This window comes from Methylocaldum sp. 14B, assembly GCF_002005105.1.
GTDB lineage: Bacteria > Pseudomonadota > Gammaproteobacteria > Methylococcales > Methylococcaceae > Methylocaldum.
Genome location: NZ_MSCV01000019.1, coordinates 50,121 through 72,925 on the forward strand (window position 1 = coordinate 50,121; position 22,805 = coordinate 72,925).

Annotated in this window: 17 protein-coding genes; 12 read left to right on the forward strand and 5 right to left on the reverse strand. The window is 52.9% G+C overall.

Features of this window, described 5'->3' with window-relative positions:
* Positions 1-375 precede the first annotated feature (375 nt).
* Both B2A78_RS14690 and prsT read left to right on the forward strand, forming a co-directional pair.
* Entirely contained in the window at positions 376-1,275 is a 900-nt protein-coding gene (locus tag B2A78_RS14690) for a PEP-CTERM sorting domain-containing protein (RefSeq protein ID WP_077730755.1), read from the forward strand.
* A gap of 573 nt (positions 1,276-1,848) precedes the next feature.
* Positions 1,849-4,644: an XrtA/PEP-CTERM system TPR-repeat protein PrsT gene (prsT, locus tag B2A78_RS14695; RefSeq protein ID WP_077730756.1), complete on the forward strand. Its 2,796-nt coding sequence runs from the start codon at positions 1,849-1,851 to the stop codon at positions 4,642-4,644.
* Positions 4,645-4,847: 203 nt separating this feature from the next.
* On the opposite strand, the gene B2A78_RS14700 is transcribed toward prsT, so the two are convergent.
* A complete protein-coding gene (locus B2A78_RS14700) occupies positions 4,848-5,519 on the reverse strand; it encodes a DapH/DapD/GlmU-related protein (protein ID WP_168175439.1) in 672 nt (223 codons plus the stop codon).
* Positions 5,520-5,589: 70 nt separating this feature from the next.
* Positions 5,590-6,855 carry a glycosyltransferase gene (locus B2A78_RS14705; protein ID WP_077730758.1) on the reverse strand — a complete coding sequence of 422 codons (1,266 nt, stop codon included), beginning with the start codon at positions 6,853-6,855 and terminating at the stop codon, positions 5,590-5,592.
* Positions 6,856-7,536: 681 nt separating this feature from the next.
* On the opposite strand from B2A78_RS14705, the gene B2A78_RS14710 reads away from it, so the two are divergent.
* Together B2A78_RS14710 and B2A78_RS14715 are read left to right on the forward strand one after the other, a co-directional pair.
* A complete protein-coding gene (locus tag B2A78_RS14710) occupies positions 7,537-8,700 on the forward strand; it encodes an FtsX-like permease family protein (protein ID WP_205780788.1) in 1,164 nt (387 codons plus the stop codon).
* A 32-nt stretch (positions 8,701-8,732) separates the two neighbouring features.
* A complete protein-coding gene (locus B2A78_RS14715) occupies positions 8,733-9,944 on the forward strand; it encodes an ABC transporter permease (RefSeq protein ID WP_077730760.1) in 1,212 nt (403 codons plus the stop codon).
* A gap of 111 nt (positions 9,945-10,055) precedes the next feature.
* Here the strand turns inward: B2A78_RS14715 and B2A78_RS14720 are convergent, their stop codons facing one another.
* A complete protein-coding gene (locus B2A78_RS14720; RefSeq protein WP_077730761.1) occupies positions 10,056-10,826 on the reverse strand; it encodes an outer membrane lipoprotein-sorting protein in 771 nt (256 codons plus the stop codon).
* A gap of 326 nt (positions 10,827-11,152) precedes the next feature.
* Between B2A78_RS14720 and B2A78_RS14725 the strand changes: the two genes are divergently transcribed.
* Together B2A78_RS14725 and B2A78_RS14730 are read left to right on the forward strand one after the other, a co-directional pair.
* Positions 11,153-11,830 (forward strand): ABC transporter ATP-binding protein, encoded by a 678-nt coding sequence (locus tag B2A78_RS14725; protein WP_077730762.1) that lies wholly within the window; start codon positions 11,153-11,155, stop codon positions 11,828-11,830.
* Between the two features lie 32 nt (positions 11,831-11,862).
* Complete coding sequence (locus B2A78_RS14730; protein WP_077730763.1) at positions 11,863-13,305, forward strand: DUF1302 family protein; 1,443 nt, start codon at positions 11,863-11,865, stop codon at positions 13,303-13,305.
* A gap of 33 nt (positions 13,306-13,338) precedes the next feature.
* On the opposite strand, the gene B2A78_RS14735 is transcribed toward B2A78_RS14730, so the two are convergent.
* Positions 13,339-15,321: a ThiF family adenylyltransferase gene (locus B2A78_RS14735; protein ID WP_077730764.1), complete on the reverse strand. Its 1,983-nt coding sequence runs from the start codon at positions 15,319-15,321 to the stop codon at positions 13,339-13,341.
* A gap of 108 nt (positions 15,322-15,429) precedes the next feature.
* On the opposite strand from B2A78_RS14735, the gene B2A78_RS14740 reads away from it, so the two are divergent.
* From B2A78_RS14740 to B2A78_RS14765, 6 genes are all read left to right on the forward strand, one after another.
* Entirely contained in the window at positions 15,430-16,182 is a 753-nt protein-coding gene (locus tag B2A78_RS14740) for a PEP-CTERM/exosortase system-associated acyltransferase (RefSeq protein ID WP_077730765.1), read from the forward strand.
* A gap of 375 nt (positions 16,183-16,557) precedes the next feature.
* Positions 16,558-17,217, forward strand: a complete 660-nt coding sequence (locus B2A78_RS14745) for a GNAT family N-acyltransferase (protein WP_077730766.1) — start codon at positions 16,558-16,560, stop codon at positions 17,215-17,217.
* 466 nt (positions 17,218-17,683) lie between these two features.
* Positions 17,684-18,814 carry an efflux RND transporter periplasmic adaptor subunit gene (locus tag B2A78_RS14750; protein WP_077730767.1) on the forward strand — a complete coding sequence of 377 codons (1,131 nt, stop codon included), beginning with the start codon at positions 17,684-17,686 and terminating at the stop codon, positions 18,812-18,814.
* 22 nt (positions 18,815-18,836) lie between these two features.
* Entirely contained in the window at positions 18,837-19,529 is a 693-nt protein-coding gene (locus B2A78_RS14755; RefSeq protein WP_077730768.1) for an ABC transporter ATP-binding protein, read from the forward strand.
* An 11-nt stretch (positions 19,530-19,540) separates the two neighbouring features.
* On the forward strand, positions 19,541-20,701 hold the full coding sequence (locus tag B2A78_RS14760; RefSeq protein ID WP_077730769.1) for an ABC transporter permease: 1,161 nt from the start codon (positions 19,541-19,543) through the stop codon (positions 20,699-20,701).
* A 253-nt stretch (positions 20,702-20,954) separates the two neighbouring features.
* On the forward strand, positions 20,955-22,121 hold the full coding sequence (locus B2A78_RS14765) for an ABC transporter permease (protein ID WP_077730770.1): 1,167 nt from the start codon (positions 20,955-20,957) through the stop codon (positions 22,119-22,121).
* Between the two features lie 83 nt (positions 22,122-22,204).
* Here B2A78_RS14765 and B2A78_RS14770 read toward each other — a convergent pair whose 3' ends face one another.
* Positions 22,205-22,690 carry a DUF5063 domain-containing protein gene (locus tag B2A78_RS14770; RefSeq protein ID WP_166642569.1) on the reverse strand — a complete coding sequence of 162 codons (486 nt, stop codon included), beginning with the start codon at positions 22,688-22,690 and terminating at the stop codon, positions 22,205-22,207.
* Between the last annotated feature and the right edge of the window lie 115 nt (positions 22,691-22,805).

Consider the following 22,805-nt stretch of genomic DNA (forward strand, 5'->3'; position numbering starts at 1 on the left):
TGATAAGCGTTCTGGCGCGCGTCACTTTCTGGTGGCGATATCGTAAAGTACATTGACACTAGGTTTCCTCGCTGCGAGATGTCCATCCGAGTCTTAAGCCTTGATAGTGAATACAGAGCCGTTTGTTGGACTTGAGGCATTCCTTCTGTCGCGCTTTGTGTCGGTAGATCACTATATCTGTCAGTAATTTTTACACTTCTAGCGGAAAATGTTACGTGGGCGTTGCTCGTTGCGTATAGGTGATTGATTATAAATAATCTTTATGCCTTGGCACAAAAATCGCAGATACGTCGGTGCGATTAGGCCGACGTTGTTAAGTCAGACTTCGGCATAACATTAACTTAATACTCTGATGCTATCTGGGAGCGACATATCATGAAGATTTATTTGAAGCATATCGTAGGCGCGGCCGCGCCCCTGCTGTTTGCGCTGAGTACGTCGGCTTACGGCGGCACGGTCGATCTTTTTAGTGAGGGAGATCAGTCCGCTATTGATAATACTAACGGGGCGGCGTGGAACGGCGATTCCACGACTCTTCCCGGCACCGGGGTGGCTAGCAGCACGGGCACCGGCTTGTCGACTGTGCTGGGCGGTCAGCGTGACATTTGGGCAAACTGTATTACTGGTTGCGGCGGCGCTACGGCGGTCTCAGCTGCCGAGGTATTCGGCGGGCAGTTTAAGTTCAGCAATGCATCGGGAGTGACAGGCGAAGCTATTGTCCAGTGGGACGGCAACGATCAGGATATCGCGCTTAATACCACAGGTTTAGGCGGGTTCGATTTAACTTCGGGCGGCACCATTCATGCCTTTCAATTAACCACGATCGAATCGGATCTCGGATGGTTCTTCCGCATCGAAGCTTTCACGGATGATGATGAATGGACCAAAATTACGCTGGCCGCTACCTGTGTGGACGCTAGCGGTCCGGTCGATCCCGGTTGCGAACCTTCTCCGCATGTGTCTACCATTCCCTTTGCGGCCTTCATGGATGGTTCTCTATGCGGATCTACCGGAACGTCGCCCTATGTAGATGGCGTAGTCGCCATCGAATGCGGCTCCGGCGGTACGGCAAATCTTGCTAAGCTTGGTGCACTACAGGTGGCACTGAATACCGGTGATGACGTTGCTGGCGGCTCGGCTCCTAGAACCGCAAACCTGGATCTACGTTTGGATAGCGTCGAAACGATTCCTGAGCCCATGACGCTGGGACTGCTTGGTATCGGCCTGGTTGCGGCAGGACTCTCTCGCCGGAACGGCAGGGTTGTCGCAGTATAACACCAACCGGTAAATGCCCGGCGTTATCGGCTGGGCTCTGGTGATAAGTTAAGCGGTTCTGTCATTGCGGCAGAACCGCTTTTTTTTGTGCTTGCGGTCTGTGGACATGCTGGCTTTTTTCGGCTTTCGGCCTGGCTAAGCATTCGATAAAGGGATTGCATTCTCAATGGTTTCTTTTCTTGTTTACCGCCTACTAAACACCACCATTCGGATTGTGCTTGAACGGGACGAAGCATCTTCCGACTTCGGAAGAGTTCTGTGCTGAGTCAGCGAACGCTCCGTGCGAGATTTGGCGCCAATCTCTTTTCTCAATATTGCTGTTTGAGCCCTAATTGCTCCGATTGCCCAAAAGATGCCTTACAATCATGTGACGAATCGGATTGGGGTTAATCCGGGGCAGGGATGCCCCGGCGCGGCGACAAGCCGCGTGAGCCCAGGCCGGGCGTGTACCGGCCTGGGAGGCGGCCCGAAATACCAGGAGGGTATTTACGGGCCTGATTAATAATTTCAGTCATTTTCCCAATAGGTCTTTAGCCTCTAGGTCATTTGTAAACCGAACATTGGAGATGCTTCATGACTCTTATTTCTCTCGGACGAAGATTGAAAATCCCGGTCTTTTCGATTTTGCTGCTGTTGTCTGCCTGCGGCGATATTTCTCCGGCACAGCGTCTGAAGCAGGCTGACGAGGCGCTCGCAAAAGGCGATGTGCGGTTGGCGGTTATCGAGCTGAAGACCGTCCTTCAATCCGAACCGAACAACATGCAAGCTCGGCTGTTACTAGGGCGTGCCTACGTACAGGCTGGAGATTGGGCAGGCGCCGAAAAGGAATTGCTGCGTGCCCGAGAAATGGGAGCCGGTGAAGTTGACTTGGAGCCTTGGCTGGCGACGAGCTTACTCGAGCAAGGGCGGCTTGGCGATGTCCAAGTGCTTGAAATTCCTGAAAGCGCGTCGAATGAGCTCCGAGGCAATCTGCTCGCGATCAAAGCCGAGGCATGGCTGCGCAGCGGAGAAAACTCCGAATCTGAAAAGCTCGCGCGTGAAGCCTTGGACGCAGTACCTAATTTCGCCCCTGCGCTGCTGACGATGGCTCGTCTGCATGGGAGGCAGGGGCAAATTCCCGAGACACGGGAATGGATTTCCAAAGCGCTCGCCGCCGACCTGAAATACGGGCCGGCCTGGGAGCTTCTCGGTTACATCGAAACCCAGGAGAGTCACTTTGAAGCCGCCGAGGAGGCGTATTCCAAAGCGGCGGAGGACCGCATTCTGCGTGCCCCGGCTCTCGTCGCCCGAGCCATAGCGCGTATTCATTTAAAAAAATACGATGAGGCCGCGGCGGATCTCGACGAAGTCGGCAAACGGCTTAAGGATTCTGCGGCACTTCATTTCGCCAGGGGGCTGCTGAATTTCGAACAAAAGCGCGTCGCCGAGGCGCAGGAAGCTTTCGATGCGGCTTTGGCCGTGGATTCTTCCCATTTCCCGTCTTTGCTTTACGGCGGCGCGGCTCACGGCCTGCTGGGGAATAGAGCCCGGGCAGAAGATTATCTAAGAAAATATTTGAGCCATGATCCGAGCAACGTAAAGGCTCAGTCTCTATTGGTGCACTTGGAAGTACAGAATAGCGATCCTGCCAGCGCCGAAAAGCTGGCCAGAGAGGCGCTGAAACAAGCGCCAAACGATGTCCAGGTGATGAATTTGCTGTCGGACGCTTTGAAGGCGCAAGGCAAGCAAGGTGAAAGTATTGAGTACCTGAAACAGATCGTCTCCGCGCAGCCGGAATCGGCCGAGGCACGTACACGCCTGGCCGGGGGGCTTGTTCAGGAGGACGACCTTCAGGGCGCCATGACCGAGTTGAAAAAGGCGCTGGAGCTTGATCCGGAGTTCGAGGGTGCCGTACGCGGCGTCGTGACCTTGCACCTTCACAAGGGGGAACTCGATCAGGCGCTGGATGTCGCGACCGAATATCTCAGTCGCCATTCTGATTCAACAGGGGCAAATACGCTGGTGGGTTTGGTGCATCTGGTCAGACGAGAGACCGACAAGGCGTCTGCCGCTCTGCGGCGCGCGATTGAATTGGACCCGGCTAATGTGCCGGCTACCAATGCGCTGGCGGCAATCGCCGTTCAAGAGAAAGATTTCGAAAAGGCGAGGCGATATTTCCGGCAAGCGTTGAAACATCATCCGGATGATGTGGGTGTGTTAACGAATCTGGCTAAACTGGAAGCAACCCAAGGAAACATCGAGGCCATGGCCGCGGCTCTGGAGGAAGCGGTCAAACGCGATCCAAAGGCGCTGCTGCCGCGACTGTACCTTGGACGCCACTATCTCAAAGCTAAGAATCCCAAGAAAACACTTGAACTCTTATCGGAAGTTCGGTCGACGTATCCGAAAAGCAAGGAGCTTCTGGGCATGCTGGCCGAGGCCGAACTAGCAACCGGCCGCTGGTCCGATGCCGTGTCGAGCCTGAAGAGCCTTGAGAGTCTCGGGCATAAGAAACCCGAAGTGCATTTCCTTATGGCGCAGGCCTATGACCGTCTCGGTGATCGAAAAATGGCACGCGATGCTTTGGAAAAGACTGAAGCTCAGGATCCTTCCTTTGTCCCTGCGCGCATTGCCTTGGCCCGTATGGCTATTCAGGAAAAACGCACCAAAGATGCCGAGACACGGGTAAAGGAACTGAAAAAACGTTTTGGTGGAGATGTTCCGGAGATCATTCTGGTGGAAGCAGAACTGGCCGAGTTGGCAGGGCGCTATTCCGAAGCAGCTTCTGCATATCAGCGGTTGTTTGAGCTTGCACCGGCTAACAAAACCAGTATTAATCTTTTGCGGCTGTCGCGCGCGCGCTGGCAGGCGGGGGAAAAGGAGGCGGCCCTTCAAGAAGTGGTACAGTGGGTTGAAGAGCATCCCGATGACACAGTATCCCTAGCTGAGTTAGGACAGCTTTACATGAAGTTGCAACGCTCTCAGGATGCTGTCGCCAAATTCAAAATGTTGGCGGAAAAATACCCCAATAATTCATTATTGTTGAACAATATTGCTTATCTCATGCGTGAGACTGACCCCGCAGAAGCGTTGAAGCATGCAGAAAAAGCGCATTCTTTAGCACCCGAGGATCCGGAGGTGCTGGACACGCTTGCAATGACCCTGTTGAGCAACAAGGACACCAAACGGGCTATGGCCAATATTGATCGGGCCTTGGCTAAGCAGCCGGAAAATGTTTCTTTTCTCTTCCATCGGGCTCAAATATTAAGTGCTGATGGACAGCGTCAAGAGGCAGCGAAAATCCTGGACAAGATTCTGCAAAAGGAAGACAAATTTGCGGAGCGTTCGGATGCCGAGGCTATGCGCAGGCGCTTGGCCTCGAACCCGTAGCCGAGTAGATGTTTATTGATCGGAGGTCTGTCACTTTGTTGTAGCGTCGGCGAGGATAGAGGGCTCAAACAAGTTGAGTATCCATATGAGCCTCGTCACGGTTACGGCTCTTCGGATTACTTCATAGCAGAGATGCAGGAGAGGATTATCGGGCACCGACGAATCTGTACCGGCGTTGTAGTACGGCAATGAGGGAATTGGAGTTATAGTGAAGGATCGATGTTTTTGATCTTTTTGGCAGGAATGCCTCCCCAAAGCTCGTATTTCGGAATTTTTGTATTCAGTGTCACAACTGAACCGGCTGCGATCGTTGAACCTTCGCCTATTTCGGTCCCGGACATTATTACTGCGTTGACCCCTACGGTAGCTCCGTTTTCGATCCTGACCTCGCCCAGGATTAGCTTGCCGCTGGTTATCGTGTGTGCCGTGATCACGGAATCTTGCCCGATAATAACCTCGTCGCCGATCGAGATGAGCTGGGGATCGACTAATCGGCCTCCCAGCGCGATATCCTTGCCGATTTTTGCTCCGAACCAGGCGGCAATCAGCGGCTTAGCGAATACCACCGAAAACGGCAAGCAGGCGCCCCGGCCGAATTCGCACACTACGGTGAACAGCTTCCAGTAAGTGAAGATCGGGTCATCCATTGAATAGCAGCCGGGCTGGAACGGCTTGATTCGCAGCATCAATCGAGCCGTCAAACCGGACAAAAAGCCGTAGGCCAGAAGAAACAGAAAAAAATCGGTGAGGACGTTATAGGGGGCCAATTCCCGGGTCAGAGGCGCGAACAGCTTGGCAACGGAGAAAAGGCTTACGGAGAAGAGCAAGGTAAGGATAAGGCCGGATAAGACGAAATCGATCGGTCGTGTTTTCATGCGAATTACCCCCGTTGGCATGAAGCGCTACGCGGCAAATTTACAAGGTCGCGATAGCAAGGTTGGAAAATTATCTCAGCAGCTCGTCCGTAAAGGCGGCGAATCTAGCAGAGGCATCGTATTCTCGGTATGCCCGTCCGAGTTTCTCTGCTGCTGTTTTGTACGATAGATTTGTCAGTATTTCTCTGACCACTTTGACGATCTCGATGCCGGAGATCGTTCCCGCACGCAATAGGCGTCCTGCTCCATTTTGTTGCACCGCCTGCATGTTAAGGTATTGATCTAGGTTCGCGCATATGCCGAGTATCGGGACGCCTGCGCTCAATGCCTGATTGGTTGTCGGGCTTCCGCCGTTACAGATCACCAAATCGGCAATCGCTGCTGCGTCGTCGCCGGGTAAGTAATCGCTGCACAATACATTAGGTGGTAGATTCTTCAGCTGAAACCGGCCTGCCGTCGCGACAAGCAGCGTTACCGGTAGGCTCGAGAGCTCCGCAACGAGCTCCGGCAATCGGCGAGTTTCGCCGGAGCTTCCGAGCGTCAGGTAAATTATGGGTTGGTGTCTTTCTAGCCGTGACCACCAATCGGGTTTAAAGGTCTCGGGCGACCATAGGATAGGTCCGAGATAGTAGTGGTTGGGCGGTAGTTCGGTCGTTTTGACTAGCCCAGGTATATCCGCGTAAAGAACATAATCCCCGTCTGTGTACGTCACTCGGAGATCCGATCCGAGCGATGTTAGCCCGAACTCCTTTCGAATCCGATTGAGAGGTAAGGTGTGGGAGGCGAATACGAGCGGCCGCATAAAATCGAAAAGGGGTTGAGCGAGCGCTGGACCGAGCAGGCGCACCATAACATGCTCGGGCACAGGGTATGTCTGGACTGCGTAGGGGCTCCAATAAATATTGGTTATGTTGGCGTAAGGGACTTTTGCGAGGCGGGCGCTTACAGTCAGTGAAAGACGAAAATCGCCGACGATAAGATCGGGGTTGACGTGCTCGATGAGCCTTAGATCGTCTTTAACATATTGCCGTAGCGTAGGTGTATCGTAAACCGGTTTACCTTTGGCAAGTGCATCGAGAAAGTCGGGGGGAGAAATTGACCGTATAGACACCTTGGCAAGCTTAGAATCTGAGAAAAGAGCATCAAAGCGGCCGTCGCAGGCGAAGTGAACATCATAGTCCCCAGAATCCAAGCTGCTGGCGAGAACATAGGGACGGGCGACGTGGGCGAGCGTCACAGCCTCGGCAATAAAGAGAATGCGTTTTTTTGGCTTGAGGTGCTGTTGAGCGCTTCTAAAAGAATCGGATTTGTCAAAAATCTTTACAGTCTTTTTCATCGATTCGGTCAGGTCACTGGACTTAGGGCGAACTGACGGTGGCTCGGGTTGGAAGCGCGGTCGGGATAGCGACAGTTCAAACCGGCTATCTCGATTCAACCTTCAGTCGAAAACAGTATTGCAGATTATCCATGGATCGCTGTGTTGTTTATTCGCCCTCAATCACTTCTCATGGATTAACATTAACCGAGAAGCGAAACTAAATTTTTGGCCAATTGGCTATTGATGCGTCGATTGTCCTGTTGTAAGGCGGCGAATTAAGGAAGGACAGCGCAATGTTAACGCCTTTGAGCGCACCCCCAGGTCTGTGGTGTCGTCCAATAGGCTCGTTCTAGAGCCTGCATTTCGGCAATGTTCGCCGTAAGGGATTTTGCGGGCGAGGATGAAATGGAAAGGGTAAGCCAAGCCATCACGCGGCATTCCCTTGCCTTATACACTAAAATAGTCGCGACAGGCAGTTACTATCGACCATCCGCCCATCTTGGTTCGTTAGGGAACCTCTGATTTATTCCAAGGTGTAGTGATTATTGTCATCCTAAAAACGCTCCTCATTGTGTGTTTTTGCGATTGGATCAGAGCTTCCTTAGAAATCTTTTTTGCAAAAAGAGCTTCTCGCCCATGAAATCAAGTCTAGAGTTGCCGTTACGTAGCCTTTGGAGGCAACCGAGACGGACCTCGATCATGCTCTCGGGGATTGGTGTAGGCATCATTGCTCTGCTGCTTGCGGGAGGATTTATCGAATGGATTTTCTGGGCAATGCGGGAATCAACGATTCTTTTTCGGCTCGGCCATATCCAAGTCGTCAGGCCTGGCTATTTGGATCGGGGCGCGGCGGATCCGTACAGGTTTCTGTTGCCGCATTCCGTCGATGAGCTTGAAGTGCTGGCGAAACTGCCCGGCATAAAGGTGGTGGCGCCACGGCTTAGTTTCAATGGGCTGCTTAGTCATGGGGATACAACGATTGGTTTTATTGGAGAAGGTATAGATCCCGAGAAAGAGAAAGCATTTAAACCGGATCTTTCCATTCAAGAGGGCGTGGGGCTCGATCCGAATCAACCCTTAAGCGCAGTTATCGGGAACGGTCTCGCCGCTAATTTGGGCATAAAATCGGGCGACAAAGTGGTTTTGCTGGCAAATACCGTTTCCGGAGGGATAAATGCGGTGGAGCTTAATGTCGTTGGGGTCTTCTCGACGGCGAATAAGGCGTTCGACGATTCCGCTTTGCGCATACCTTTGATTACGGCAGAGAAACTTCTTAGAGTGTCGGGGGCTCACCGATGGACCGTCTTGCTTGACGACACATCAGATACTAAAAAAATACTCAAGCGAATTCAGCAGCTTTTCATCGAAAAGACCGGAGAGTTCCAGCTCATTCCTTGGTACGATCTCGCCGATTTCTACAATAAGACCGTGAGGCTTTTTTCCCAGCAAATGAATGTGTTGGGAGGCATTATTGGATTCATGATTTTGCTGGGTATATCGAATGTGCTGATCATGAATGTAATGGACCGTACAAGCGAAATCGGCACATTGATGGCCTTGGGGCTCAAACGATTGGAAATCGTCAGGCTTTTTCTCGCTGAAGCGCTTATGTTGGGAGTTATCGGTAGCGTGTTGGGCGTTTCGATCGGTTGGGGTTTGGCTGCGATCATATCGGCAATTGGTATTCCCATGCCGCCGGCTCCAGGCACGAGCACCGGTTATACAGCTGAAATATTTATCACCGGGCCGTTGATCGCCAAGGCCGTGCTAGTCGCCCTGATATCCACTTTTCTGGCCAGTGTATTTCCGGCGTGGAAGGCCTCCCGGCTTGTCATAGTCGAGGCATTGAGAAAGTCACGTTAACCGGATGGCGCCTCATCTCGCTGATTTAATCCATGCTGACATTCGCGCTTAGAAATCTATTTCGACAGACCGTAAGATCTATTCTGACGCTGACGGTAATTGCCTTAGGCGTCGCGGGTATCTCATTAGTCGGCGGATTTATCGAAGACATTTTTGTTCAGCTGCGCGAGTCGACGATACATTCTCAGCTGGGACATTTGCAGATATACAGAAGTGGGTTCTCGACCATCGGCCGCCGCGATCCTTATAAATTCCTGATGGAGGATGTTGACGGGCTCGTTGACCGATTCCGCACGTGGCCGGAAGTTGCCGAGGTTATGAAACGTCTAAGTTTTTCGGGCCTTGTGAATAACGGACACTCCGATTACCCGATTTTGGGGGAGGGCGTCGAGCCAACCAAAGAGAAACAGGTTGGAAGTATGTTGTCGATTGTGGAGGGGGAGCCGCTGAGCGACTCGGACCCGATGGCCATTTTGGTAGGAAAAGGTCTTGCCCATGCACTCAAGGTCAAACCGGGGGATCCACTGACACTCCTCGTCAATACGCCGGAGGGTGCTCTAAACAGCCTTGAATTTACCGTCGTTGGAGTATTTCAAAGTTTTTCGAAGGATTTCGATGATCGCGCCGTTCGGATTTCCCTAGGTTCTGCCCAGGATCTTTTAGCAACCCCGGGAATCCACGCACTGGTGTTCGCATTGAATGATACGGCGGATACTGATCGTGTTGTCAAAAGGTTAATGGCAGAGTTATCGTCAGAGCAATACGAGGTAAAACCTTGGTTCGTGCTCGCGGATTTCTATCAAAAAACGGTCGATATGTATCAGCGACAGTTCACCGTTTTGGAAATCATTATTTTGATCATGGTATTTTTAAGCGTGGCCAATAGCGTAAACATGGCGCTTCACGAACGCATAGGTGAGTTTGGTACGCTTATGGCTCTCGGTAATAGACCTTTCGATGTTTTTAAGTTAATTGTTCTGGAATATTCCATTCTTGGGCTTATAGGTGCGGCGGTCGGAGTCTTTGTCGGCGTTTTACTGGCTGGGGGAATATCTGCTTTCGGTATCCCAATGCCGCCGCCGCCCAACTCGGATATGGGATACACGGCTATCGTACGCGTTGTTCCGAATGTGCTTGGCGTAGCCTTTGTGGTTGGGTTTTTGGCGACGGCTCTTGCTGTCGTGGTGCCTGCGCGAAGGGTTATTCATACGCCTATAGTAGAGGCTTTACGGAGCAATATTTAGAACCTATCCCGGTAGGTCATAAAACCCTTCGACTCGGCTCAGGGCGAATGGCCTACGGAGACAGGGCTCTTAATGGATTTATAGAGGCTACAGTGTGGGGTTGGATGGCGATCACTCCTGAACTTTCTTTAAATAGTCCTTTGTGAAAACCTTGTCGGGCAAATCTCTGAGCTTCATTTTTCTGTAATCCAAGATCGATCGTTCATCCTTTTTCAGAGCATTTTCCATTACTAGCTGAGTAGGGCGTACTTCTCCCTCCATTGATTCGAATTTTTGAAATCGGCAGGTTTTAAATAGCCGGTTTGACAAGGTGTAGAATTCTGCTTTGTATGGGTTGTAGTTTTTCTTATCAACCCAATACAGCACCCTCGGATAGGTGACGCCTCTATCTACGGCGCTAAGTTCAAGCACATAATATTCTCGGCCGTTGATTTCTTCGATTCTTGAAAGTTTTGGATTATAGTCGCCGGTAAAATTCGCTCTGGCCAAATCGCCATTTGCCACCTGGCCTGTCAACTTTTGTGATAAGGGGAGACGAATCGGTTGCGATACGGAGGGCATGAAAGCCCAAAAGTCGCGCCCCCGCATGAGCATGATTTGCCCGCGGTCGGCGGCCGGTGCGGTCGTTAAAATCACGGTGTTTTCGTTACCCTTCGATAAAACACGATATTCGCGCACATCGGGTTCGCTGTCCGAGGTAGTCGTGGTGATGGAGATATCGACCTGAAATCCTTCTTGAGGGAAGCGAATGCGATCTGCCGCTGCCACAATCTCGGCCGGGTCCGGTACGTCGTCGGCTCGAAGCGAGCCGGACAATATTATGTTTGACAATAGGGTAACGGCTGCGGCAAAAGCGAATCGTCGGGCGATAGAGGTTTGCATGTTGTTTCCTAGATGTTGCTAAGCTCGGCTATGCTTTATGAACGGTGACGGTCTAAGCTGGTCGCTTCGGAAGCGTTAGGATATCGGGGTGTTCCCCCGTCGGATTTACGCTTGTCGCCATCCGTCCCGGAGAAATCTGGGAAATAATCTCACTACTTCTATTGATAAGAATTTTTGAAGGATATCCGCATTTTTTTACCTAATTCGAGTACCTTCTACTAGCGCTAGGGGTGCCTTTTCAAAAAGCTTGTTGTTTGACCTTATCGGACAATGTTCGGATACGATAAATATAGTAGGGTAACTTCACACAGACTATAACAGCTAACATGACTAAGGTTCGCGTGGAACACGTATGGAAGGAGTATAAGTTAGGAAAACAGACGGTCGAAGCTCTTAGGGACGTCTCCATGGGGGTTGGGGAAGGCGAGTTCATGGCGATAGCCGGGCCGTCCGGGAGCGGAAAATCTACCTTGCTAAACTTAATCGGTTGCATCGATACCCCGACGCGGGGAGAAATTTACATCGGCAATGAAGAGGTGAGCAAGAAAACACCTAACCAATTGGCCGATCTTCGAGCTCGAACCCTCGGTTTCATCTTTCAGACCTTCAATTTACTACCGGTTCTCTCCGCGTGGGAGAACGTCGAATATCCTCTCTTGTATAGAAAGGATATCCCGCCCAAGGAGCGGCGCCGGCGTGTAGCCCATTACCTGGTCGTGGTGGGGCTTGCTGATTTCGCTAAGCACAAACCTTCGGAACTTAGCGGTGGCCAGCGCCAGCGGGTCGCGATTGCACGAGCCCTGGCCGGGCATCCTGTCATCGTGCTGGCGGACGAGCCGACCGCTAATCTTGATTCCAAGACCGGTGAAGGCATCTTGCAGTTGATGAAGCAACTCAATCGGGACGAAAAAACGACCTTCATTTTTTCGACCCACGACCATCGAGTTATGGAAATGGCGGACAGGGTCGTGAGAATCAGTGACGGCCGGATAATAGTTCCATAAACGCGTGCTTTCCCGATTTGGAGAATTCCCTCGTGCAGTACCCGCGATCATCTCGTCTCTGTCTGTACGGCATCTTGGCTCTTACTTGGCTTTTCAACTCGACAGACGGCGTTTCTGCTGATCTGGAGAACGAAGCGCCGGTTTCCGTAGACGAGCTATTTGATCTAAAAGACGAAAAAACAGAAAACAAAGAACCGGCATCGGTTGATGAGTTGTTTGAGGTTGAGCGGAAGACGGGTGATGATGCGCGCCCGCTCCGTTGGCCGGATTTGAACGGCTTTTTTCAGAGTGAACTCGCTTACACCTATGCGTCGCCCGACCATTGGTCGAAGTTTCGTAACCTCCTGGAACTGGGAGCTCACGGTAGCTGGGGTGCCAGTCTGAAGTGGAAGGCGAGCGGCCGGCTTATGTATGACGCGATTTACGATTTGACCGATTTTTATCCTGAATCGGTGCGTCACGACCAACGTTTCGAGCCGATGTTTCGTGAAACCTATCTCGATTATTCCGCCGGGGATTGGGATTTCCGCTTCGGACGTCAGCACATCATCTGGGGCGAAATGGTGGGATTGTTTTTCGCCGATGTCGTCTCTGCGAAGGATCTGCGCCAGTTCGTGCTTCCCGATTTTGATTTACTACGAATTCCTCAGTGGGCCATGCGGGCCGAGTATTTCAAAGGAGGATTCCATGGCGAAGCGATATGGATTCCTTATATGACCTACAACGATATCGGCAAAGTCGGTTCGGAATTCTTCCCTTTTAATCCACCTCCGACGCCGGGATTCACGACGGTAATCGAGAACGACCAGCGGCCCAACAATACCTTTGAAAATACCGCTTACGGATTAAGGCTATCTTATCTTCAATCTGGCTGGGATACTTCGCTTTTCTATTACAGCGGTCTGGATCTTTCTCCTGCCTTCGCGCGTAACATCGTGCTGGCTCCTGCGCCGACGATTACCTATCGCTCCGTTCACAAGAGAATTCATCAGGTCGGTAGCACGCTTGCCAAAGACTTTGGTCCTTTTGTATTGAAAGGCGAGGCTGTTTATACGGTGGATCAGCCTTTTTTGACGACTCGGCTCATGGATTCGGATGGACTGGTGTCTCAGGATTTTCTCGATTACATCCTCGGGCTCGATTTCAGCTTTTTGGAAGATACGCGCCTCAACCTGCAGTTTTTTCAACGCTGGTTCAGCCACCACGATCAGCACATGATTCCTGACGAGTTAGAGAGCGGTGTATCCGCATTGGTCAGCACGCGGTATTTTCATCCGAAAGTGGAGCCGGAGGTGCTTTTCATACACAGTCTCAATCGGTCCGATTGGAATGTGCAGGCTAAGGTGACTTGGGAGTTTCTGAGGAACTGGCGAATGGTAGTCGGCGCCGATATTTTCGGCGGCCAACCTACCGGACTGTTCGGGCAGTTCGATGCCAAAGACAGGGTATACGGCGAGTTTCGGTATTCGTTTTAATCTCTTGGCGCTGCGACTTGCCCGATCGATCAATCACGCTACCAATCGCGTGTTGATATTCCCTGTCACCAGAAGCTCGGACAAGGGTTTGCGGATCGAGCGTGCTTTTGGCGGTTTTCCTTCTCCAATCCGGCCCATAAATACCGCTCTTTCGACACACTCATCTCCCAAAAGAGCAGTTAGCTCGTTTGCCAATAGTTTTGCCTTTTTCTCGACAGCGTCCACACGAGTGAACTTGATCGATTCTCGGATGTAGCCGGCAAAGATCAAGGGAGTCATTTCCGGCTGTAGCTGCAAACCAAGTTGCGTGGCCGTCAACCAAAAGCGCTGCAAAGCGCGACCTGCGGAAAGATAGTCCCCGACTGAAGTTGGCGGCTTATCCGCAATGAGAGCGAAATGCCCGGCGCTAAAGATTCCGGGGATCAAGTCCAATTCCAGCCTCGGCAGAACGGTTCCGGCGAAATAGGTGTTAAGGAAATTGACCGTCGACCAGCTCCTCATGGCCCATCTCATGAGTCCGAGAGCTAGCGGGTTTAATCCTACGGCCCGGTCGGGAATTCGATCTTCGCTATACTGAGTGTTCCATTCAATGACGTTCTTATGAACCTCATACGCCTCCGGCATCGTAAGCCGAACTTTTCCGTTTCGAAACATCAGTCGCGCAGTCCGTAGCCGATCTTCAGGTTTATCCAGCCACAAGACCGTGTAATCGTTACCTAGGCTTTCGACTAGCCGCATCTTTTCTTGGGGATAAAGTGGCCGCCGTTTCATCGCCCTGCGTTGAGTGGCGCGAATGGGAATATAAGCAGCAAGAGGACTTGGCTTGAGCTCTGGATCGGGCGAAAAATGAACGTCGATCGTCGGCGCTGTTTCGCTGGACTCTGGACGTAGAGACCAGTTGGCGGCTAACCCGTGGCTGCTGGCGGCGATGAAGAGATTTTCAAGAAGAGCGCCGATCGCAATTTGGCTGGCCCGGCCCTTAAGGTCGTAAACACAATGATCGCGGGTATCAAACCCATGGATGACGACGCGGTTATCCGAGACTATCTCGAACCGCCAGGGCTGAGTGTTGTCGCCGCTGGGCGCCCACCGGGCAAGTTCGAGAATGCGTTCGAGAGAGGAACGTTGTGGTTCGGTTTGCGCTGAAGGGCACTCGGACAGCTTCGCCATAAATTTTTTTCTCGCAATCCTTAATCCGATTCGTTGCAAGGGGTTTCGGTTTCCTCCGGGTCTCCAGGTACGTACCAGTTTGTTGCGGTACGCGTCGAAATGAACGCCCCATGGTGCGGAGAATACTTTGCCTCTTCGGAGTAGGATTTTCAAAGCTTCTGTCGCTGCAACTCCGGCACACAGTTCGCATCCCATGGCGGTTGAGGGCCCACGATGCAGGGCTAGATTGACGGCGTCGGGGGCGACCAAATACGGTGTCTGCAACATCGCCGGCGACAGCCCCATCAGGAAGCGAACGGTTTTTTCGTTTTCCGGCTGGTTTTCCAGTCCGAAATACTCTTCGAACGTCATTTGGCCGGGAAGGAAATTGAGCAGCGCTACGCCCATTCCGAGCGGCGCTGCCGTGATCGCGGGGATACCCCGTGTTGCGCAAGCGGCAAAGACTTTGGCTCGCATATCTAGCGCGAAAAAGTCCAGCCCGTCGATGTAAAGGTCAGCGTCGTCCAAGAAAGACGTTAAGTTGGATTCGGTAACACCTTCGGGAAATGATCGCAGATCGAGGGTCGGATTGATTTCACGCGCCTTTGCCGCCATCACTTCGGCTTTCGACAGCCCGATCGCATTGAGATCGGCGCCGGCCTGTCGATTGAAGTTTGCCAATTCGAAAGTGTCCATATCGGCGATACTGAAGCCGCCAACGCCGAGGCGCGTTAACGTCAACAGGTGGCTTCCGCCGACACCGCCGAGTCCCGCTATGGCGACGCGTTTGGACCGTAAAATCTGCTGTTCTTCCCAAGTTATCCAGCCGATATTTCTAGAGAACGCGGACAAATAATCGAAGTTCATAAGAGCCTGTGTGATCCGAAGCGCAATTTCACTTAATGTAAAGCCAGTCCGTTCTATTCAGCTAAGCTTATTCTAGACTGAAATTATTAGGCTAATTAGGAACCGGCCATGACAAAAGAAAACTGGTTTGATAGCTTTAATCGGCATTTCGAGGTTATTCCGGCAAATACAGATGAACTGATCAAACAGGTTAAGGCTTTACGGTTCCAGATATATTGCGTAGAGCATCCCTTTGAAGATAAAACTACTTTTAAGGACGGTCTGGAACAAGACCAATACGATCAAAGGGCCGTTCATTCCCTGGTTCGGCATCTAAAGTCAAAACCTGATGAGGCGGCAGTGGCCACAGTAAGGCTGGTTCTTTCCGATAACCAGAACCCACAAAACGGCTTTCCGATCGAGGACCATTGTTCGATTTCTCCGGAAGACAGATCAAGCATCTCACTTAAATTCGAGCGAAAGCAGATAGCCGAAATCTCCCGCTTTGCCGTATCGAAGCAATTTCGGCGCCGCGTTGGGGAGTCCGAGACCATCCATGGTATTGCTGAGCACAAAGTTCCCGTCATCGAGAAGGACGACCGGAGATTGGTTCCTCACATCACTTTGGGGCTGTTTCAAGCGATAGTGCAGATGAGTGCCGAAAACAATATCAAACTTTGGTATGCGGTTATGGAAACGCAGCTGCTGAGATTGTTAAAACGGTTCGGAATTCGGTTTACTCAAATTGGCGAGCCGGTTAATTATCATGGCTTGCGAGTCCCATGCATTGGTCCGGTGGATGAAGTGATGTCCGGCATCAAGCGCGACTGCCCTGCAGTCTGGGAATTCATTACCCAGAAAGGCAGGCTATGGCCGTATTGAGGAATGCTTTTGTAGCGGTAGCGTACCGATCAACCCTGACGCCGATAAGAGACACCGAGATGCGAGATTTTTCAAGGGAATACAGTGAGTCACCGAATTGTGTCGCGATTCGGCGACACCTCGCTGTGAGGAATTTCTGAGTTTACTCCAAGAACTTTCAGTCGAAGCTATTAATTCCGGGTTATTCCGCCATTGGCGTTTTTCTTGCTTATACGCATCCTGGTGTTTCGCATGTTCATTTTGCTGAGCGTCGTCTCAGCGAAGAGCTGCGTACTCTCAGGGCGCGATGAGTCGCGGTAAGGCACCTGAGATCAAATCTGTTCGTTCGATAGGCCGACTCTGCTTGACTTAAGTTGGATTTAAGGAGAACGCGTGATGTTTGATGCTCGCTACGAGGTCGTATTGGCGGATACCCCGGAAAGTAAAGAGATTCACTTCAATCTGAGGTACAAGGTATTTTGCTTGGAAAAGGGATTTGAAGATGCGAGTAGATTCACTTCCGAAATGGAAAAAGATCAGTACGACGACCGGGCGATTCATTTCTTGGTCAGGGAGCCGCTGACAAACAGATGGATTGGCGCTGCGCGCTTAGTGATAGATAAGGTCTCCGCTTTGCCGATTAATCACATTGCTGATATCGAGGTTCCGTCGAACGAAAAAGATGCCGTAGTCGCAGAGTTTTCGCGGCTTCTGGTACTCGACAACTTTCGCCAAGCCCAAACGAAATTGGCTGCGGAACCCGAAATATTATTAGGGCTTATCCGTGCTGCCCGAGACTATTGCCTCCGACAGGATATAAAAAGCGTACTGTTTTTGTGCCGCCGCTCTATTCACAGAATCTTGGGGAACGCAGGCGTCGACATGCTTCAAATCGGCGCCCCCTGTATTCACCGCGGCGTGAGAGCGCCTTATCTTGTGGACTTGGAAAGAGGATTTGATCGGGTTTTTCGTCCGTATAGCCGGGCTTATCAGATGTTTTCCAGGGCACACAGCTACTATTACTACTCGGATCTCTATAGTCGCCAAGTAGCATAAGCCATTCACGATGACCCGGCGATGGAATTCGCGATCATTGTGGAGCTATTTGGAATCGCTAGATCCGTCTTTTCTTCGAAATTCATCCTTTCCATTATGTCGGCTTAAACGTTTACGGCTGCCGCGCAAGCCGTTGACGCTCCGGGAGCGTCGTACCGTTTGAAACGATGACGCTTTCAGGCGCAAGCGCGCTTTGGTGTTTTTGCGTCGCAATCGACATTCAATATGACGCGGTAAGCATGCGTTTGGAGTATGCTAACGGCATTCGGCAATTGCTAGCTTCATTCCGTTAAATCCTCATTTCGTCGGGCGTAATGGCTTCCGATCGAAATAGTGCTCTTAGCTGTCAATCAGTCATATCGTGACAACGAATAACCTTTCTAAACTACGGATCGATCGGCCGGCGCGAGAGATTTCGGCTCCCCCTCGCATCGGGGCCCTTCGCAAGCGCATTGGACTGCTTGCGATGCTGATTGCGATCGCTGTGGGAGCTCTGGTTTATTCGAAACTTCGTAGCGCCGGCATCGAGACCGAGGTCGCCACTGTTTCAAAAGTTTTTCCTTCTCAAGCGTTTACCTTGCTGAACGCAACCGGCTATGTGGTGCCGCAAACCAAGGCGGATGTGGCGTCCAAGGCAACCGGGCAGTTGGAAAAGCTCGACGTTGAGGAAGGAAGCTACGTCAAAAAGGATCAGATCATCGCACAGCTCGAAAATCGCGATCTGATGGCGAGTCTTAACCAGGCTGCGGCCAATGTCGCGGTCGCAAGAACGGATCTGCTGAAAGCGGAAGCGGAGTTGAAGGAATCCACCCTGGCTCTGAACCGTGCCCGCACGCTTGTGCAGAAAAAATTCGTTTCGCAGGAAATCTATGATGCCGAGGTTGCCCGGCACGAAAAGGCCGTGGCCGCCGTGGAAAGCGCAAAATCGGCGATCGCCGCGGCCGACGCGGCATATCAGGGGGCGCGAGTGTCCTTGGATTACACCTTCATTCGGGCGCCTTTCGACGGCATTATCCTAAGCAAGAATGCGGATATCGGCGACATTCTGGCGCCCTTCTCCTCGACGATGCTGTCGAAGGGGACCGTGGTCTCCATGGCCGATATGAATACCTTGGAAGTCGAGGTCGATGTGGCTGAGTCGAATCTTAATCAGGTACGTGTCGGTCAGCCGTGCGAAATCCAGCTCGATGCGTTTCCGGATGATCGATTCCGTTGCTCGGTCGATCGCATCGTGCCCACAGTGGACCGCACGAAGGCAACCGTGCTGGTCAAGGTGCGCTTTATCGATAAGGACGAGCGCATCCTGCCGGATATGAGCGCCAAAGTGGCGTTTCTGTCGCGAGAGCTTGCCGCCGATCAGCGGAAGCCCATTTCCGGCGTACCTCCCGCGGCGATCGTGACGCGCGGTCCGGATAGCGTCGCCTTCGTGCTGGACGGCAATCGGGTCAAGGAAGTCCCGGTCGATACCGGAGAACGTATCGGCGAGTGGGTGGTGGTGAAGAACGGGCTCAAGGCCGGCGACCGAGTGGTACTCAGTCCGTCCGAAAAAATCAAGGACGGTACGGAGATCCGTGTCCGCGAAGCCGAAAGATCTTAGGGCTGCCGGCCCGGTTCGTTACATGAACCCGATCGTCGAAATCGAGAATCTCACCAAACACTATTGGAAGGGCGATCAGATCGTCCCGGTACTCGCCGATATCAATTTGGTCATCCGGGAGGGGGACTTTCTCGCTCTCATGGGGCCGTCCGGCTCCGGCAAAAGCACGCTGCTCAATCTGATCGCGGGCCTGGACCGGCCGACCGGCGGCGTTCTCAGGGTTGGCGGAATCAATATCGCCGAGTTGCCGGAATCCAGTCTCACCGATTGGCGCTCGGAGCATGTCGGATTCATCTTCCAGTTTTACAATTTGATGCCGGTTTTGACGGCGTTCGAAAATGTCGAGCTTCCGCTATTGCTGACCGGCTTGTCGAAGCGGGAACGACGCGAGCACGTGGAACTGGTCCTGGAACTGGTCGGTCTGACGGATCGCATGGATCATTATCCGTCCCAACTATCCGGCGGACAGCAGCAACGCGTCGCAATCGCCCGCGCTCTAGTTGTCGATCCCGCCTTGATCGTGGCGGACGAACCCACCGGCGATTTGGACCGCGTATCGGCGGAAGAGGTACTGGAGCTCATGGAGCATCTCAATCTGAACCTGGGCAAGACCATCATCATGGTGACTCACGACCAACGCGCCGCTGCAAAGGCGCATGCCATCCGGCACTTGGATAAAGGGGTCCTGACCGACGATCCATCGGGCACGGACTAAGTCTCCGATCGATGCTGTTTTTCCTGCGTCTCGCACTCCGAAATCTTTTTCGGCACAAACTCAGGACCAGTCTGACCGCGCTTGGCATCGTCATCGCCATCGTCGCTTTCGCTCTCCTCCGAACCGTGGTCGACGCCTGGTATGCGGGTGCGGAGGCGACCTCGGCCAATCGCCTCATTACCCGAAACGCCATCTCCCTGATATTTCCGCTGCCGATCAGCTATGCCAACCGCATCCGGCAAATAGACGGGATTACCGGTCTGAGCTATTCGAATTGGTTCGGGGGCGTGTATATCGACGAGCGGAATTTTTTCCCCCAGTTCGCCATAGAGCCGAAAAGCTATCTCGAGCTTTACCCCGAATTCATTCTATCGGAAACGGAGAAAACGGCTTTCATAAAGGACCGGAAAGGCGCAATTGCGGGCCGAAAGCTGGCGGAAGAGTACGGTTGGAAGATCGGCGATGTGATTCCGTTGCGCGGAACCATCTATTCGGGGAGTTGGAGTTTCGTCTTGCGAGGCATTTATCGCGGGGCGGAAAGAAAGACCGACGAGACCTTATTCCTGTTTCATTGGGACAACCTCAACGAAACCCTAAAGAAAACGGATCCGAGCCGGGCCGAGCGTGTAGGCGTCTTTGTTCTCCGGATCGATAGAGGCGGTCGCGCGGCGGAACTTTCCGATGCGGTCGACCGGCTTTTCGAGAATTCGCTCGCGGAGACTTTGACCGAAACCGAGGAGGCATTCCAGCTCGGCTTCGTCGCCATGACGGAAGCTATCTTGGTCGCCATCAAGATAGTTTCCTTCGTGGTCATCGCCATCATCATGGCGGTGATGGCGAACACCATGGCGATGAGTACCCGAGAGCGCCGGCGCGAGTACGCAACGCTGAAGGCAGTCGGGTTCGGATCGCGCTATTTGCTCGCCCTTATTTTGGGCGAATCTCTGGCTCTGTCGATCGGTTCCGGAATTCTCGGCATCCTGGCCGCTTTCCCGGCGGCCGGCATCTTGGCGGCCAAGTTCGGCACGCTGTTTCCGGTGTTCGAAATATCCTCGCGAACCATACAATTCGGCTTGTTCGCTTCGTGCCTGATCGGGCTGACGGCGGCGGTATTCCCCGCCTGGCGCGTCATTACCTTCCCGGTCAGCGAAGGACTGCGCAGCATCGGCTAGCGAGAGCGCGACCATGAACCTAGAAACGGCAGTTGACCGCTTAGAAGGAACAGAAAAGCCATATGAATTCTGACCGTCTTATCTTCTATCGATCTCACCGTTTAGGTGAAGCCGCTACGCACCCGATTGCACGGCTGACGGGCCACCTGGCGGCGTTGCTCCTTCTTGTGGGGGGCGGCCCCACGGCGTCGTCGCGCCTAGCCATCCGGCCCGTCAGCCGCACACTCGGACGCGTCCAACTGCCGTTTCTAGGATGAAGATACCGTTCTCTTATTCGTGGAAGAGCTTGTGGGCGCGCAAGGCTACGTCCGTCTTGACGGCGGCGGGGATGGCTCTGGTCGTCTATGTATTTGCAACCGTGCTGATGCTCACCGAGGGTCTCAGGCAGACCTTGGTGGCGACCGGAAGCGATGACAACGTGGTGTTGATCCGGCAGGGGGCGGAGACGGAAGTTCAAAGCTCGATCGAGCGGGAGCAGGCTGCGATCATCGAGAGCGCGCCGGAAATCGCCTATGCGCCGAACGGAACGAAGCTTGCCTCCAAGGAGGTCATGGTTTTGATGACGCTGCCGAAACGGGGCAGCGACAAACCCTCCAATGTGACCATTCGGGGGCTGTCCGAGAAAGGGCTGACGCTAAGACCGCAGGTGCGTTTGGCCGAGGGACGGATGTTTCGTCCCGGATCGTCCGAAATCGTTGCCGGCAGGAAAATCGCAGAGAATTTCAAAGGTGCCGGCATCGGGGAAACGATACGCTTCGGCCTGCGCGATTGGACCGTCGTCGGCGTGATGGACGCCGGAAACACCGGCTTCAGCTCCGAAATCTGGGGCGATGCCGATCAGTTGATGCAGGCTTTTCGGCGGACGGCTTATTCCGCGGTCGTCGCCAAGCTCGCCGATGTTTCGTTGTTGGAGCGCTTCAGGGTCCGTATCGAGGCCGACCCGCGGATGAAGGTGGAAGCCAAGCGGGAAACGGTTTTTTACGCCGAGCAATCGGAAATGCTGGCGAATTTCCTGAAGATACTCGGCATGACCCTGAGCGTGATTTTTTCGCTGGGTGCAATCATCGGAGCGGTTATCACGATGTACGGCGCGGTGGCGAGCCGGACCCGCGAAATCGGAACGTTGCGAGCGCTGGGTTTTCGGCGTGGCGGTATATTGAGCGCCTTTCTTTTCGAATCAGCGCTTTTGGGATTGATCGGCGGTCTCGCCGGTGTCGCGCTGGCTTCCACCATGCAACTTTTGACGGTTTCCACCCTCAATTGGCAGACGTTTTCCGAACTGGCATTCACGTTTACCCTGACGCCGACGATCGCGTTTCAGTCACTCGTGTTTTCGCTGTTCATGGGCCTGCTGGGCGGCTTGCTCCCCGCCTTTCGAGCCGCCAGGATGGATTTGATCGATGCCTTGCGATCTGTCTGAGAGGCTTTTTTACAACCTCTGAAGGAGCATGCCGATGACCGTGAATCGATATGCGAATTTCGAAATGGCGGCGCTTTGGCCGCTCATCCGGCTAAACGGATAAGGTTGAGACGTTTCCGCGCCTCTTTCAGATGTTGCTGCCAATAATTGCGATAGCCGTTCGACCAGATCCGCTGTGCCGACTGTTCCCCGATGGTTCCGGCTTCGTACGAGGCCAGTCCTCGTCTGACTTCGAAATAGATATCGGTCAGGTTTTCCGAAAGATTTCCGAAGCTCAGGTCATAGAATTCGGCAGGGTCCGGCCCCGGTGAGAGTTCGTCGTAGTGGTCCAGGTAACGTTTAAGGCGAAGATAGGACTCGAAACGCGCATCCAAATCGTGGGCCAGTTTGTACGCGTGGTAGGGTTCTTGAGAGGCGAGTCGCCTGACGGCGGTATCCAATTTCAGTAATGAGCTTTGCACGCAGCTCAGCCAGTCCGCCAGCTGATTGGCTCTCACGTGCTCGATCAAGCGGCAATAGTCATGTGCGGCTTCGGCTACCGCTTCGAGCGGGGTTTTATCGTCAATCACGTTTTTTGATCGGTTAAAGTCCAATTGACTCCAAATCGTACCAGCATCTTCAGCGATCAATCGTGCCGCTCCGAAGTCATTGCGTTAGAGGTTCGAAAGCCGATCGCTCGCTGCA